Below are 14823 nucleotides of genomic sequence, written 5' to 3'. Positions count from 1 at the left end.
GGCCTTGGCCGGNACGTTNTCCACGACTGCTTCTGCCATGACTNAATTCGTCCTTAAACCGGCATCTGCATGATGTCTTGATAAGCCTGAACCAGCTTGTTNCGCACTTGGGTCAACGCTTGAAAAGACACGCTGGCCTTCTGCGAGGAAATCATCACATCCGTCAGGTCTACGCCACTTTTGCCAATCTCGAAAGCACTGGCCAACTGACTGGACGCCTGCTGGGTGTCGTTCACTTTATTGACAGCCTGACCGAGCATGTCGGAAAAGCTGCTGCCACCCAGTTCAGGAACTGCGGCAGTCGATTTAGGCGCAGACATGGCATCCATTTGCATGGAACGCATATCCAACATCAACCGATTGAACTCAATACCCTGGCTCATGACCTTCTCTCTCCGACGACCCGCAATTTTTTGACACTCACTCGGCGGGTAGTGAGGTGTTAGCAACAAGGGTGCCAGCTCCGTGGCCGCTCTGAACAAAAGCCCTTCCTGAGCTTCAATACAAACGAATCAAGTCGCGAACAAATACGCTTCCACATCCATCCCGGCATCGCGCATCTGCGCCAGCTTGTAGCGCAAGGTGCGCGGGCTGATGCCCAGGCGTTCGGCCGCTTCTTTGCGGCGGCCGCGCTCGGCACGCAGGGTGTCGATGATCATCTGGAATTCGCGGCGCCGCAGGTCATCACCCAACGCCCCGGCCGATTCAGCCTCGACCTCCACAACCCGCACCGGCGCCAACGCCGGCAACGGCGCACAAGCCACCGGCCCGGACAGGCAGAAATCCTGGGGCTGGATCAAACCACCTTGCTGCAGAATCAAGGCGCGCTGGATCGCGTTATCCAGCTCACGCACGTTGCCCGGCCACGGATAACCGATCAGGCACGCCTGCGCCTCGGGCGACAGTTTCGCCGCGGCATGCTTCATTTTATTGACGTGTTTTGCCAGCAGACGCTCGGCCAGCGGCAGGATGTCGGCGGTACGCTCGCGCAGCGGACGCCAGGCCAACGGAAATACCGACAACCGATAAAAGAGGTCTTCGCGGAACCGCCCCGCCGCCACTTCACCGGACAGGTCACGGTTGGTGGTGGCGACCACGCGGATATCCAGCTGAATCGGCTTGCGCGCACCGACGCGCTCCACTTCACGCTCCTGCAACACCCGCAGCAGCTTGGCTTGCAGACCCAGGGGCATTTCCGAGATTTCGTCGAGCAGGATGGTGCCGCCGTCGGCCTGTTCGAACTTGCCGGCCTGGGCCGCAATGGCGCCGGTGAACGAGCCCTTCTCGTGACCGAACAAGGTGGCTTCGAGCATGTTGTCGGGGATGGCCGCGCAGTTGATCGCAATGAACGGCTGACTGGCGCGATGGGAGTGCTGATGGATGTAGCGCGCCAACACTTCTTTACCGGTCCCGGACTCACCGGAGATCAATACCGTCGAATCGCTGCGTGCAACTCGCGCGGCCAGTTCCAGCAATTGCACGCTGGCCGGCTCGAAGGCGATCGGCCCTTCGCTCTCGGTCGCGCCAAGCGTGCCCAATGCGTGCCGCGCCACCAGGTCGAGCAAGGCTTTGGGCTCGAACGGCTTGACCAGGTAATCCGCCGCGCCCTGGCGCATGGCATCCACGGCCCGCTCGACGGCACCGTGAGCGGTCATCAGCAACACCGGCAACTGCGGCTGACGCGCTCGCAGCAAACCGAGCAGTTGATGGCCGTCCATGCCCGGCATATTGACGTCGCTGATCACCAGACTGAAGGCCTCGTTGCCGACCGTCGCGAGCGCCTCTTCCGCTGAACCGACGGCCGTGTAATCGTGCCCCGCGAGCAGCAGCGTATCGGCCAGTGCTTCGCGTAGCGCGCGGTCGTCCTCGACCAGCAAAACCTTGATTGCCATGTCCTTCACTCCGCTCCCTGAGCGCTGGGCTGTTCACCGGAAAAAAGCGGCAGGATGACCTGCGCGCAGGTGCCACGACCCGGCCGCGAACGCAACTGCAATTCTCCCTGATGAGCACGGGCCACGGCCTTGACCACGGTCAGGCCCAAGCCAGTCCCAGTGGTTTTAGTGGTGAAAAACGGCTCACCCAGGCGTGCCAGAACTTTGCCGTCGATGCCGCTGCCGCTGTCACTGACGCACACGCGCAGGTTGTTTCCCCTGGCATAGAAATGCACTTTCAAGCGGACAGCACCGGCACTGGCCTGAATAGCGTTCTCGATCAGATTGAGGATCGCGCCGATCAGGGTGTCGCGATTGCACAGCAGCTCACCGGCATGACTGTCGCACTGCCAGCGAATCGGCAGGTCCTGAACATGAGTCAGCGACGCCGATTGCAGGGACTGCATCAATTGCTTGGGCGTGACGCGGTCGGTCAACGGCAGCTCGCCGCGCGCGAACACCAACATGTCACGAACCTGATGCTCCAGCTCATGCAATCGCTCTTTCAGGCGCCCGGCAAAACGTTGCTGCGTGGCGACCGGCAGTTNCTCATCAGTCAAATGACTGGCGTAGAGCAAGGCGGCGGACAACGGTGTACGAATCTGATGGGCCAGCGAGGCGACCATTCGCCCAAGAGACGACAGGCGTTCGTGGCGAGCCAGTTGATCTTGTAGATGACGGGTTTCAGTCAGGTCGTTGAGCAACACCAACTGCCCAGGCTCGGCATCCAGCGAGCGAGTGGCGATCGACAGACGCCGACCATCCTTGAGGGAGATTTCGTGACCGTCGTCTTCGCGGGGGGCAAAGCAGCGGGCAATGACATGGCGCCAGAGCTCGCCTTCGAGGGGCAGACCAAGCAACTCGCAGGCCGCCGGGTTGGCTTCACGCACAATGCCCTGGGCATCGATGACGATGACGCCGCCCGGCAACAGATCGAGGAGGTTTTGCAGACGGTTGGCCAGGCGTTCCTTTTCCGCCAGCTCTTGCATGCGCTGAGCGCTGACTACCGCCAGCTCACCCTTGAGCTCGGTGACCCGGGCTTCCAGCATGCTATAGGAGTCGGTCAACTGGCTCGACATCTGGTTGAACAGCGAGAACGCCTGCTCAAGGCCAAGCCGGCTTGCCTGCTCTACGGACGACGGTTGCCCCGAAGCGTCAGGGACAGGAGACATCTGGGCGGCTTGGGGCATCGTGCTCTCTCGCTTGGCTGACCGTCAGTTAAACGGAACGTTGCGAGGGCTGTAGCAATACCCGTGCCTAAAATAATAGACTTATTTTTCAGTCACTTGAAAAACAGGCGTCAATCATCCGCCTGTTCATCACCTTCTCGACGGCTCATACCGTACTTGCGCATCTTCTCAACCAGGGTCGTGCGACGGATGCGCAGGCGTTCTGCGGCACGCGCCACGATGCCATTGGCATCATCCAGCGCCTGCTGAATCAAGCCCTGCTCCAGGCTACCGAGGTAGTCCTTCAGGTCCAGGCCTTCCGGCGGCAGCATGGCGGTGGAACCGAAGTCCGGCGTGTGGCCGTTAATGGCGACGCGCTCTTCGAGGTCGGTGCGCAGGCTGTCCACCAGTTGCTCGTCTTCGTCATCGACGTAGCGGAATTTCTTCGGTAACTCGACCACGCCGATCACGCCATAGGGGTGCATGATCGCCATGCGCTCCACCAGGTTGGCCAGCTCACGGACGTTGCCCGGCCAGCCGTGACGGCACAGCGACATGATCGCGGCGGAGTTGAAGCGGATCGAGCCGCGCTTTTCGTGCTCCATGCGCGAAATCAGTTCGTTCATCAGCAACGGGATGTCTTCTACGCGCTCACGCAGCGGAGCCATCTCGATTGGGAATACATTGAGGCGGTAGTACAAATCTTCGCGGAAGCTGCCGACCTCGATCATGCTTTCGAGGTTCTTGTGCGTAGCGGCGATGATGCGCACGTCGACGCTCTGGGTCTTGTTGCTGCCCACGCGCTCGAAGGTGCGCTCCTGCAGTACACGCAGNAGCTTGACCTGCATCGGCAGCGGCATGTCGCCGATTTCATCGAGGAACAGCGTACCGCCATTAGCCAGCTCGAAACGCCCGGCACGGCTAGTGATTGCCCCGGTNAANGCGCCCTTCTCGTGGCCGAACAATTCGCTTTCCAGCAGCTCTGCCGGGATCGCCCCGCAATTGACCGGCACAAAGGGTCCGTCGCGGCGCTTGGAGTGATAGTGCAGGTTGCGCGCGACCACTTCCTTGCCAGTGCCCGACTCGCCGAGGATCAAAACACTGGCGTCGGTATCGGCCACTTGCTGCATCATCTGACGGACGTGCTGGATCGCCCGGCTGGTGCCGACAAGGCTGCGGAACAGGTTGGGTTCNCGATGACGGCCACGCTCGCGGGCCTGGTCGTACATCTCGCGATAGACCTGGGCACGGTGCAGGGAGTCGAGCAATTTGCTGTAGCTGGGCGGCATTTCCAGGGTGGAAAGCACACGGCGGCGCTGGTCTTCCGGCAGGTCCACAGAAGAAATATCACCCATCAGCAACACCGGAAGGAACTCATCCCAGGTCGACAGTGTCTTTAACAAGCCCGGAAGTGCGCCAGGAGCATTGACCGTCCCGATGAGGACACAGATCACTTCACGACTTGATGACAAAGAGCCGACAGCCTGCTGCCANTCATGGCTGCCGCAGGGCAAATTTTCTTCGCCAAGAAAATTCAAAATTACCGCTAAATCGCGGCGGCGGACGCTATCGTCATCAATCAGCAGAATTTTGGTTTCACGCCACATGCAATAGCAACTTCCCTAGTCAACTCAATGCCCAAAATGATGGGGCAAGCTAGACGCTTGCAGACACGTTATGCCTGTAGACGCCTGAAATCTGGAACCAGCCACTAGTTAAGTCAAAAAACCGTGCACAGTCAAATTTATGGCGCACTATGTTTGGATTAACTGAGGATTAATTAACCAAACAGATGGTAAACCTTTGCCGCGCTCTGTGCTTGATGGATCTGCGACATCTCGTCGACTATAGCTTGCCGCTCCCCCGTCGCGGCTTCCAGAAGCTGCTTGTATACCCCCAGCAACTCCTCAAGATTATCGCGCAGAGCAGCTTCGTCCACCGAAGCCTCACTCAAGACGTCTTCCATGCACGAACGACACGCCAGGTCCAACTCACCGATGGCCTCCCAGTTTCGCTCGGCCAATGCGCCGACCAGGGCTTCGCGGGTGTGCTCGATTCGCTGCAATACAAGACTCATGGTGATCTCCTTAAAACTGCGGGCCCGGCGCGGCAATAGCATCCCAACCGTCTTTGACTGTTCGAAGCAAATCAGCGACTTCGTCGAGAATTGCAGGATCGGTCTTGATGTTGGCCTCGGCCAGACGCTTCATCATGTAGGTGTACAGGTTGTCCAGTTCACCTACGGTTTCGACGGAGTTCTCAAGGTCCAGACCTTCACGCAAACCACCAATGATGCCGATGGCCTTGCCGATCAGTACGCCCTTGTTCGGAATGTCTTTGCGTTCCATCGCGCCCTTTGCCTGGGCGATACGGTCAAGCCCGCCTTCCATCAGCATCTGAACCAGACGATGCGGGCTGGCTTCGGAAGTTTGCGCTTGAGCGCCAATCTTCTTGTATTGGCGAAGGGCTAACATTGGATTCATGTTGTACCTCATCAAAATTGTGTAGTTCGTCTAACCAGTGTATCGACGACGCGTCAAAAAACTTTAGATTCAAATGAAAAAAGCCCGGAGCGCTTGAAAACGCTGCCGGGCTTTTGGCGTTGTGCGTGTTACGAGTTCTTCTGCTGCGCAGTCATCGCCTCAAACATCGAAGTAATGTTGCTGGCGGTCGCCTTCAACTTGCCAACGAGTGTATCCATGTCGTTGTACTTTTTGGTCAGCACAGCGGTCAGGTTCTCGATCCGGCGGTCCAGGGCTCCTTGGTCTTCGGCCAGTTTGGTTTTGGCCTTATTCAGGCTGGAGGTGCGGGTATCCAGAATTCCGCCGGTATCGGTGTATGGCTTGATCACAGTATCGGTGTATGGCTTGATCACATTGTTCATGCGCTCGAGCAGACCGTTGGTTCCGGTAAACAGGGTCTGAACCTCGCCACCGAGCTTCTTGTCATTCATGGCTGCGGTGAACTTGGCGGAGTCGAAGTTCAGTGCGCCGGTTTTCTGGTCAGTGTTGATCCCCAATTGCGAGAGCACAGTCAGCTTGTCGCCGGCACCGGCCGCGGTCAAGGGGCCACGCATGGCAGCCAGAATCGCGCGCGGCATCGCATCACCGGTCAGCGCGGCCGGGACGGTCGGCTTGCCATCGTCGTCCAGGGACGGCTTGGTCAAGGACGTCACTGCGTTGGCCACTGCGTTGTAGGCGTCGACAAACTTCTGGATCGAAGCCTTGAGGCCATCGTTGTTGCCTGCGACGGTTACGGTGGTGGTGTCCTTGGACAGCAAGGTCATCGACAACCCGGAAACATTACTCACGGTGTTGGAAGGACTGCTCATGGCCAAGCCATCGACGCTGTAGAGCGCATCCACAGGCAATTCGCCGATGGCACCCGAAGAAGTCGCAGTCGGCGTTGCCGCCATTTTCACGGTACCGTCCATATCCAGGCCGGCAATACCGCTGACCTTGAGCTCGGATCCGGCACCCGTGGTGCTGGAACCCAACACCAGACGCGAACCGAAACTGTCGGTCACGATGTTGGCACTGAGGCCACTGGACTGGTACGAAGTGTTGATGGAGTCACGAACCTGTTGCAGGGTGGCGCCCGCCGCAACGTTAACGGTATAGGACTTGCTACCCTGATTGATCGTCAATGTGCCTGACGCGACCGGGCTGGTTGCCCCACCGGCGAAGGCAGCACTGGCCACTTTCGAGCTGGTTGCCAATTGAGTGACGGCGACGGTGTAAGTGCCGGCGACCGCTGAGTTATTTGCGGTGGCGGTAACCACTTTGGCGTTGGCGGTGGTCGCTGCAAAACCCGTGAACTGAGGGGATGTCGCGCTACCCAGATCCTTGAGCGCCGTCTGGAATGTGGCCAGCAGCGACTTCAAGGTACCGACCCCGGAAATACTCGCCGAGTTGGTGGCGGTCCCACGGTCGATCTGACCTTGTTTGGCCGCTTTGTCAGCGTTCACCAAGGCTTTGACGATAGCACCGGTATCAAGACCTGAACCTAAACCCGTGCCCGGTAAAATTGGACTTGCCATGTGTAACTCCCTTCAGTGTGTCGCCGGCCTTTTGACCACTACAACGCCCAAAAGAACATAGCAACAAAATTCGTGCCAGTTATCAGGCTTTAGCGCTGAACAACAGGCTGCTTGCATCATTCAAACTATTCGCCAGTTTCAGGACTTCTTCGTTGGGGATCTGACGGACCACCTCACCGGATTCACTGGCAATGACTTTCACAACAACCTGACCTGAAGGCTCATCAATCGAGAACTCCAGATTGCGCTTGACCGACTGAACGAACTTTTCAATTTCTTGAACAGCCATTTTCAGTTTGTCCTGCTCGGTTTGTGCGCTCTTGCGCACCTCCTTGACGTCGACCACTTTCGCGGGCTCCGCTCGAGGCTTTTCCGCTGGTTTGTCGACAACCGTGGTCGCCTGCTTCGCCGCCGGATAAGACAAGTTCAGCTTCACGCTCATATCCATGTCCATCACCTCCAAAAGTAAAAAAGCGAGAGGGCACGACCAGCGCACACCCCTCGCCAAAACTCAATCAGCTATTACTGAAGCAGTTTCAGTACAGCGGATGGCAGTTGGTTGGCCTGAGCCAGAACTGCGGTGGAAGCTTGTTGCAGAGTTTGTTGCTTGGTCAGCTGGGCAGTTTCAGAAGCGAAGTCGGTATCTTGTACGCGACCACGAGCAGCTTCAGCGTTCTCGTTGATGTTTTGCAGGTTGGAGATGGTGCTGGTCAGACGGTTTTGTGCAGCACCGAGGTCAGCACGGCTGGCGTTGATTGTTGCCAGAGCCGCGTCGATACGGGTCACAGCAGCGGTGAACGAAGCTTGAGCGGTAGCCGAGCTGTTACCAGTGATTTGCAGGGTAGCCGAACCAACGGACAAGGTTGCAGCGTCGAAGCCGCTGGCCAGAGTCAGAGTGATCTGGTTGGAAGCACCGCTGTTGGCACCAACCTGGAAGGTCATGGTGCCGGCGGTGCCGTCGATCAGGTTTTTGCCGTTCAGGTTGGTCGACTGGGCGATACGAGTCACTTCGTCCGACAGCGCCATGAACTCTTTGTTCAGAGCGACGCGGTCTGCAGTGCCGTTCGAGTCGGTACGTGCCTGGATTGCCAGTTCACGCATACGCTGCAGAATGTTGGTCGATTCCTGCATCGCGCCTTCAGCGGTCTGAGCAATCGAGCTGCCGTCGTTGGCGTTTTTGATCGCAACGCCCAGGCCGNGGATTTGCGAGGTCATACGGGTAGCGATCTGCAGGCCGGCGGCGTCGTCTTTAGCGCTGTTGATTTTCAGGCCGGAAGACAGACGAGACATCGAAGTCGACAGAGCGTCGGAAGCGCGGTTGAGGTTCTTTTGAACGTTCAACGACGTGACGTTAGTGTTTACTGTTAAAGCCATGACGAATTCCTCGTGGGTGGTGTACTGCGGCTTCCGGCCCTGGCAACCGCCGGGTGTGGCCTAGAGAACCTTCGTAATAGTTATCGTCGCCAATGCAACTTGCTTTAGGGGATTTTCAAAATTATTTGCCATCACGTTGCCACCCCCCGCAAATCAAGGGGTTGGCGACGATCCGACAGCGAAAAAATGACGTCAGCGAAATGTCGGCGACAGGTTAGCGAGGACTCGCCGGCACCGACAGAGGGGAAATTGCTTAAATGGACAGCGTGTTATTCAGCAACTGGACCAGTTCATATTCCAGGCAATCGGCCAGAGCGAGCCAGTCCTGCGCTTCCTGACACGCGAACATCTGGCCGAGCACAAACGACCACTGCTGCTGAGCCTCCTGCGGCTTCGAATCGAACGCCGGGTGGACCGCACCGGCCAACTCGATCATCGCCAGCCCGGCTTCGACATCACGCCCCAGGCGAAACAAGGCTGCACAGTGCTGCGCATCGGCAACGAAGGTTTCAAGCGCGCTCACGATGCAAACTCCGGATGAAAAACCGTGCCGGCGATCATTGCCCCTGCCCGGCTGCTGTTATAGAAGCGCACCTTTGGATGGCCCGCGATAAAACGCTCCAGTTCACACAGGTAACTGCGGAAGTTGAGCTGAGTCTTGATGCGCTGGCCGTGACCGTCCAGCACCCAGTGCTTGGCGGCGCCCAATTGCGGCCCCAGATCGCCATCACTCCATCCCGCGTGGGTCTTGTCGCCCGGGAACGCGAAGTCGGCGCCGAACAGCGTGACTTGCGCCGCGCCCATCTTCACCGCCAGGTCTGCCGCCGGATGAATTACGCTGCCACCGACGTACAACTCGCCCCGGGGCAGTTGCCGACGCAACTGCTGATAGATCGGGCTCGCGGAGTAACCGGCATAACGCGCCCCCTGCCAGGCCTCGAGCACCGCTGGATCAAGCATGGGCATGTACACCAGCGTGATGTCGGACGTGCCTTCAGCCGGCAGGTGCCGGTCCGAGATGCGCTGGTCAATGCTGACGACAATGTCGGGACGAATGCCGTGCTTGAGCAGCGGACGATAGGCCGTATCGACGCAGATGAACAACGGTCGTGCGGCTTCATTGCGAATCGCGCGCAAGGTCGCAAAGTGCTGTTCCAGGCTCGGACCGGTGGCGATGACAAACACCTCCCGCCCCGGCTGTGAACCGAACAACTCGGCCACATCGCGATCGCCCTCCACCCACTTGAGACTGACCTGCAAGCGCTCCACGATGTCAGGCGACTGCGGATCGAACTCACGATTATTGAAGGTCAGATGGATTTCACTGATCAGGCGATCACGGATCTTCGCGCTGAAATCGTCGGCCAGTACCAGCTCGGAAGGCAGTGCAAAAAACGGTAGCTGGATTTCCCTTAGGTCACCGGCATACAACAGCTCGACCCGCGGATCGCTGAGCCACGGCTGTTGATCGAGCAGTTGCAGCACCAAGGCAAACACGGCACCGTTGAGGATGTGCACGTACAAGCGCTCAAGACCGGCGCGTTGCAGCAACTCCATTTGCAGATCGCCCAGCCCGGTGCCGTAGACATGCACCACCGGACTGTCGACCGGCAAGCTGTCGGCCTGAAGCGCAGCCTCGCGGCTGCGGTCATGGCGGCTGGTGAGCTGAATGCCGTTGATGCTCAACGTCGAACCCAGACCTTCCACCAGGTCAGCCTGCAATTGGCTCGTGTTTTCAATCAGCAAACGCACCGCCAACGCTGGCCAGCGGTGCTCGATGACCTTGACGTTGTGCTCAAAGAACTCGCTCATGGCGCCTCGCAGTTTGTTCGGGCAAAAAAATAGCGCTCAAGATTACACCTTGAGCGCTTTTTTTGTGTCTGGCTTTCTTTGACTAAGACGCCTTGTTCAAGGGCGGTAGAGGATCGCCGAGCCCCAGGACAGGCCAACGCCGAAACCGCTCAGCGCAACGCGCTTCCAGTCGNNATCCATCATGTGCTTTTCCAGCAGCAGCGGAATGCTCGAAGACACCGTGTTGCCGGTCTCGACCATGTCCTTGATGAACTTCTCCGGCTCGCCTTCGAAGCGACGCGCCACGGCGTCGACGATTGCTGCGCTGCCCTGGTGAATGCAGAAGGCATCGATATCGGCCGCCGTCAGCTGCGAGTCCTCCAGCAGTTCATGCAAGTGCGCCGGGACTTTGAGCAGCGCAAAGTTGAACACCTGACGACCGTTCATGTAGAACACGCCGTCGGTGACTTTCAAGTGCGGCGCACCGGAACCGTCGGTGCCGAACTTGGCTTTTCCCAGCTGCCATGGCGCGTTTTCGCCCATCCAGGTCGCGGTGGCGGCNTCGCCGAACAGCATGGTGGTGTTGCGGTCTTCCGGGTCCACGATCTTCGAATACGGGTCGGCGGTGATCAACAGGCCGTTTTTCAGGCCGGTGGCTTCCATGAAGCCCTTCATCGCATAGATGCCGTAGACATAGCCGGAGCAGCCCAGGGAGATATCGAACGCAGCTACGTGGGTCGGCAGGCCCAGCTTGTCCTGAACAATAGCGGCGGTGTGGGGCAAACCCTCTTCGTCGCCGTTTTGCGTCACGACGATCAGNNCGTCAACGGAATCGCGCTTCAGATCGGGATTGTTGGCAAACAGCGCATTGGCTGCTTCGACACACAGGTCCGAAGTTTCCTGCTCGGCGTCTTTGCGCGGCAGAAAGGCCGAACCGATTTTGCCCAGGATGAACTCTTCATCCTTTTCGAATTTTGCACCTTGTGCGTAATTGTCCACGCCGGCTACAGGAACGTAGCTCGCAATGCTTTTTATGCCAATCATTACGGCTTCCCAATAATAAACAGCCCAATACCACCGCTCGTAATGATTCGAGGGGCGCCGACAAACAGAGAAAAACGTCGCCCCATGGAGGCGACAACGGGAAGAATAAAAGGCTATCACTGGGCCAAACAGAGACCAGGCGCCACCTCCCCGATTAATACAATACAGTGAAGATGCGCGTTATGACTCGCAGGTCACGCTATTTTGCCGAATCAGACCTATAAGGCGTTATTCGACCAATGACCAGTGCAGCGGGGTTCCACGCTTGATGGCGTGGCGGGCGCGGCGTCCCAGAAGGGTTTCAGCGTGTTTGGGCGCCAGCCCCAGTCCAGGACGGATCGCACGCAGATTGGCGACGGTGAACGGCTCGCCGGCCGCCATGTCTTGCGTGACATAGAGCGAGCGTCGGTACACCAAGGACTTGCGCTCGGCCTCGGTTACGCCGTAATGCACCTGGCCCATGGCCTGCCAGGCACGTTCGGTTTCGATCACCAGGCTTTCGAGTTCGGCCGGCTCCAGGGAGAAACTGGCGTCCACACCACCGGCCGAACGGTCGAGGGTGAAGTGTTTTTCCACCACCGTCGCTCCAAGCGCCACGGCCGCCACGGACACGCCGACACCCATGGAGTGATCGGACAGGCCGACTTCGCAGCCAAACAATTCACGCAAATGTGGAATCGTGCGCACATTGCTGTTGGCCGGTGTCGCCGGGTACGTGCTGGTGCATTTGAGCAGCACCAGGTCCTTGCATCCCGCCTCACGGGCAGCGCGCACGGTTTCGTCGAGCTCGGCGATGCTGGCCATGCCGGTGGAGATAATCAATGGCTTGCCGGTGGCCGCGACCCGGCGAATCAGCGGCAGATCGGTGTTTTCGAAACTGGCGATCTTGTAGGCCGGCACATCGAGGCTTTCGAGGAAGTCGACGGCGCTGTCATCAAACGGCGTGGAGAAGGCCAGCATGCCCAGCTCCTTGGCCCGGGCGAAAATCGGCGCGTGCCATTCCCACGGCGTATGCGCTTTCTCGTACAACGCGTACAACGAGGTTCCGGCCCACAGACTCTTGGGGTCCTTGATGAAGAACTCACCTTCGGCCAGGTCCAGGGTCATCGTGTCCGCAGTGTAAGTTTGCAGCTTCAAGGCGTGCGCGCCGGCCTTGGCCGCCGCTTCGACGATTTGCAGCGCCATGTCCAGCGACTGGTTATGGTTGCCACTCATCTCGGCGATGATGAACGGCGGCGCGTCGGCACCGATGGAGCGGTTGCCGATCTTGAAGCTAGCCATTGCTGCGTTCCTTTAATACGCGCGTGAACGCGCAAGCACTCTGAGTAAAACCGGCTTCGCGAAACACCTTCAGCGAAGACTGGTTGTCCGGCAACACCTGGGCGGTGATGGCCGTCAGTTGTGGCCAGTGGGCCGTCACGAACGTCTCGCCGCGGGCCAGCAGCGCCCTGCCCCAGCCCAGGCCGATGCGATCTTCAAACAGATAAATCGAGACTTCGGCTTCAAAACCGCGCACGTCATAACGCAACACCCCCACCGGACCGTCATCGGTTTCGGCGATCAATAGCAAGCGCCGCGCATTATTCAAACTGGCGGCCAGCCAGTGTTGATGCGACGACCATTCAATCGCCCCGGCGTCCAGCGACCAGCGCCGAACCGCCTCGGCGTTGCGTCCGTCGAACAGAAGCTGTGCATCGTCTGCGGTCGCGAGACGGATCTGCAACACCGCACCGGCCAACGCTGCCGCCACCCGCTGCGCGCCCCGACCATCCACCAACTGCCGCGAATGCTCGGCCAGACTCTGGCGTATCCCCTGATTACCCGCGACAAAACCGATGGCCTGGCGCAGCTGTTCAACGCTCACCTGTTCACGAGCGCCCAGGTAGACATGGGCACCCGAGGCCGCCATGACCTCGCCGTTGGCCTGCTGATTGTTCGAGACCGCGATGCAAATCGTCGGCAGCCCCATGGCCGCGCGCTCCCAACTGGTGCCGCCACCGGCGCCGACAAACAGGTCAGCCTCCGTCATCAGTCGGTAGAAGTTGCTGACAAAACTGTGCAACCGCCAGTTCGGCCGAGTCGCCGCCATGGCCTGCATTGAGTCCCAGGCCGGGTTGTCGGCACCGGCAACAAAATCGACTTCCAGCGCGTCGAAATCGGCCATCGCCAACATCGCGTGATGAGTCTGCATCGCCGCATCGAAGCCGCCGAAATTCACCAGCACCCGCTTGGCCTGAGGCCTGATGGGGATCGCCGGGCAGCGGAACTCATCGCGCAGCATCGCGAAACGTGGGCCGAATAACGTCTGGCAGCCGGGCGCGAGCAGCGAGGCATAAGCCGCCGGCGTGCCCGACAAGTTCTGGTTGAGCAGCAGATCGACGGCGTATTGACGGGTGGCAAGGTCATCCACCGCGGCGATCCGTGGCGCCCAGCGCCGGGCCGCCGTCTGCCAGTGATGGTCGAGGCCATAGTGGTCGACGATGATCCAGTCGAACGCCGGATGGTGTTCCAACGCGTGCGCCAGCGCGTCGATGTCCGCCTGCCAGGGCAACATCGATTCGATGCCTTGCTGCGGATCTTCATCGGGATAACGCCCCGGCAGCGCGAAAGTTTCAAAACCTTCGGCCGCCAAACTGTCCAACCGATGACCCGGCAGCAGCCGGCATGCAAAGGCAACATGCGAGCCCTGCTTGCGCAACGTTCTGGCCAGAGGCAACAAGCGAGCGATATGCCCGCTGCCAATGGTCGGCGACGCGTCGGAGCGAATCAGCACTCTCATTGCAGTTCGCCTCCAGCCTTCAGCGCGACGTAAAGGTATTCAGCGCGCTTCCAGTCCTCGAGGGTATCGATGTCCTGCACCAGATGCCGTGGCAGAATCACCGGCAGGCTCGCCGGGGAAAACAACACATCGCCGCGCAACCAGGCCTCGCTGCGCCCCCAGTAGAACTGCCCGGCGTCTTGAAAGGCTTCGGCCAGATCCTGCGAGCGGGTGTTGCGAAACTCCGGGTACAACGACGTCAACGCGCCGTGCTCGTCAAGGGTCAAGGCACGCTGCACGGGAAAGCCGAAACCGGCCACGGAAAATGCGAAGGATTTATCCGCGTGCTGCTCCAGCAATTCAAATCCCTGACGCAGGAACCGCGCCTGCAACAGCGGCGCGGTGGCGTAGAGGCAACAGGCATAGTCGAATGCCGCAAGCTCATTCAAGGCATGGACCATCACCGCCGCCGTGCTGGTGAAATCGTCGGCCAACGACGCCGGACGCATGAACGGCACCTGAGCACCGTGCGCCCGCGCGACCCCGGCGATTTCTTCATCGTCGGTACTGACGACCACCTGATCGAACAGCTGCGAATCCAGCGCCGTACAGATCGAGCGGACGATCATCGGCACGCCATCGAACGGTTTGAGGTTCTTGCGCGGGATTCGCTTGCTGCCGCCCCGGGCCGGGATGATGGCTACGCAGCTCAAGATT

At 59.3% G+C, this 14823-nt stretch carries 15 protein-coding genes; all 15 read right to left on the bottom strand.

All coding sequences use genetic code 11. The annotated features are described in order from the left end of the window. Window positions 1–53: 53 nt before the first annotated feature. Window positions 54–383 carry a flagellar hook-basal body complex protein FliE gene (gene fliE / locus B7L09_RS25865; protein WP_010456962.1) on the bottom strand — a complete coding sequence of 110 codons (330 nt, stop codon included), beginning with the start codon at window positions 381–383 and terminating at the stop codon, window positions 54–56. Between the two features lie 129 nt (window positions 384–512). Next, window positions 513–1892 (bottom strand): sigma-54-dependent transcriptional regulator, encoded by a 1380-nt coding sequence (locus B7L09_RS25860; protein ID WP_094471228.1) that lies wholly within the window; start codon window positions 1890–1892, stop codon window positions 513–515. A 5-nt stretch (window positions 1893–1897) separates the two neighbouring features. Beyond that, on the bottom strand, window positions 1898–3103 hold the full coding sequence (locus B7L09_RS25855) for a sensor histidine kinase (protein WP_176457770.1): 1206 nt from the start codon (window positions 3101–3103) through the stop codon (window positions 1898–1900). Between the two features lie 128 nt (window positions 3104–3231). After that, window positions 3232–4707, bottom strand: a complete 1476-nt coding sequence (locus B7L09_RS25850; protein WP_094471226.1) for a sigma-54 dependent transcriptional regulator — start codon at window positions 4705–4707, stop codon at window positions 3232–3234. A 173-nt stretch (window positions 4708–4880) separates the two neighbouring features. Further along, entirely contained in the window at window positions 4881–5177 is a 297-nt protein-coding gene (gene fliT / locus B7L09_RS25845; RefSeq protein ID WP_094471225.1) for a flagellar protein FliT, read from the bottom strand. A gap of 10 nt (window positions 5178–5187) precedes the next feature. Further along, on the bottom strand, window positions 5188–5583 hold the full coding sequence (fliS, locus tag B7L09_RS25840; protein ID WP_094471224.1) for a flagellar export chaperone FliS: 396 nt from the start codon (window positions 5581–5583) through the stop codon (window positions 5188–5190). A gap of 128 nt (window positions 5584–5711) precedes the next feature. Next, window positions 5712–7139 carry a flagellar filament capping protein FliD gene (gene fliD, locus B7L09_RS25835; protein ID WP_094471223.1) on the bottom strand — a complete coding sequence of 476 codons (1428 nt, stop codon included), beginning with the start codon at window positions 7137–7139 and terminating at the stop codon, window positions 5712–5714. A gap of 82 nt (window positions 7140–7221) precedes the next feature. Then, window positions 7222–7587, bottom strand: a complete 366-nt coding sequence (locus tag B7L09_RS25830) for a flagellar protein FlaG (protein ID WP_094471222.1) — start codon at window positions 7585–7587, stop codon at window positions 7222–7224. Window positions 7588–7661: 74 nt separating this feature from the next. Beyond that, complete coding sequence (locus B7L09_RS25825) at window positions 7662–8513, bottom strand: flagellin domain-containing protein (protein ID WP_094471221.1); 852 nt, start codon at window positions 8511–8513, stop codon at window positions 7662–7664. Between the two features lie 253 nt (window positions 8514–8766). Then, the gene (locus tag B7L09_RS25820) at window positions 8767–9036 is read right to left on the bottom strand and encodes a hypothetical protein (RefSeq protein WP_094471220.1); all 270 of its coding nucleotides are present in this window, start codon (window positions 9034–9036) and stop codon (window positions 8767–8769) included. After that, complete coding sequence (locus B7L09_RS25815) at window positions 9033–10325, bottom strand: motility associated factor glycosyltransferase family protein (protein ID WP_094471219.1); 1293 nt, start codon at window positions 10323–10325, stop codon at window positions 9033–9035. Before B7L09_RS25815 ends, B7L09_RS25820 begins: the two co-directional genes overlap by 4 nt. 96 nt (window positions 10326–10421) lie before the next feature. Next, the gene (locus B7L09_RS25810) at window positions 10422–11348 is read right to left on the bottom strand and encodes a ketoacyl-ACP synthase III (RefSeq protein WP_094471218.1); all 927 of its coding nucleotides are present in this window, start codon (window positions 11346–11348) and stop codon (window positions 10422–10424) included. A gap of 228 nt (window positions 11349–11576) precedes the next feature. Next, window positions 11577–12629, bottom strand: a complete 1053-nt coding sequence (pseI, locus tag B7L09_RS25805; protein WP_094471217.1) for a pseudaminic acid synthase — start codon at window positions 12627–12629, stop codon at window positions 11577–11579. Continuing rightward, complete coding sequence (gene pseG, locus B7L09_RS25800) at window positions 12622–14127, bottom strand: UDP-2,4-diacetamido-2,4,6-trideoxy-beta-L-altropyranose hydrolase (protein ID WP_094471216.1); 1506 nt, start codon at window positions 14125–14127, stop codon at window positions 12622–12624. Before pseG ends, pseI begins: the two co-directional genes overlap by 8 nt. Further along, complete coding sequence (pseF, locus tag B7L09_RS25795; RefSeq protein WP_094471215.1) at window positions 14124–14819, bottom strand: pseudaminic acid cytidylyltransferase; 696 nt, start codon at window positions 14817–14819, stop codon at window positions 14124–14126. Before pseF ends, pseG begins: the two co-directional genes overlap by 4 nt. Window positions 14820–14823 lie beyond the last annotated feature (4 nt).

The organism is Pseudomonas mandelii, assembly GCF_002251635.1.
In the GTDB taxonomy this organism is placed as follows: domain Bacteria; phylum Pseudomonadota; class Gammaproteobacteria; order Pseudomonadales; family Pseudomonadaceae; genus Aquipseudomonas; species Aquipseudomonas mandelii_B.
Note: the sequence above shows the minus strand (reverse complement) of the source record. Positions and strands in the feature narration are given on the sequence as shown.

Excerpts from the sequence above, each read along its gene's own strand:
- B7L09_RS25860 (WP_094471228.1), bottom strand. The coding sequence starts at position 1,892 with ATGGCAATCAAGGTTTTGCTGGTCGAGGACGACCGCGCGCTACGCGAA.
- fliT (WP_094471225.1), bottom strand. The coding sequence starts at position 5,177 with ATGAGTCTTGTATTGCAGCGAATCGAGCACACCCGCGAAGCCCTGGTC.
- fliS (WP_094471224.1), bottom strand. The coding sequence starts at position 5,583 with ATGAATCCAATGTTAGCCCTTCGCCAATACAAGAAGATTGGCGCTCAA.
- fliD (WP_094471223.1), bottom strand. The coding sequence starts at position 7,139 with ATGGCAAGTCCAATTTTACCGGGCACGGGTTTAGGTTCAGGTCTTGAT.
- B7L09_RS25830 (WP_094471222.1), bottom strand. The coding sequence starts at position 7,587 with ATGGATATGAGCGTGAAGCTGAACTTGTCTTATCCGGCGGCGAAGCAG.
- B7L09_RS25815 (WP_094471219.1), bottom strand. The coding sequence starts at position 10,325 with ATGAGCGAGTTCTTTGAGCACAACGTCAAGGTCATCGAGCACCGCTGG.
- pseI (WP_094471217.1), bottom strand. The coding sequence starts at position 12,629 with ATGGCTAGCTTCAAGATCGGCAACCGCTCCATCGGTGCCGACGCGCCG.
- pseG (WP_094471216.1), bottom strand. The coding sequence starts at position 14,127 with ATGAGAGTGCTGATTCGCTCCGACGCGTCGCCGACCATTGGCAGCGGG.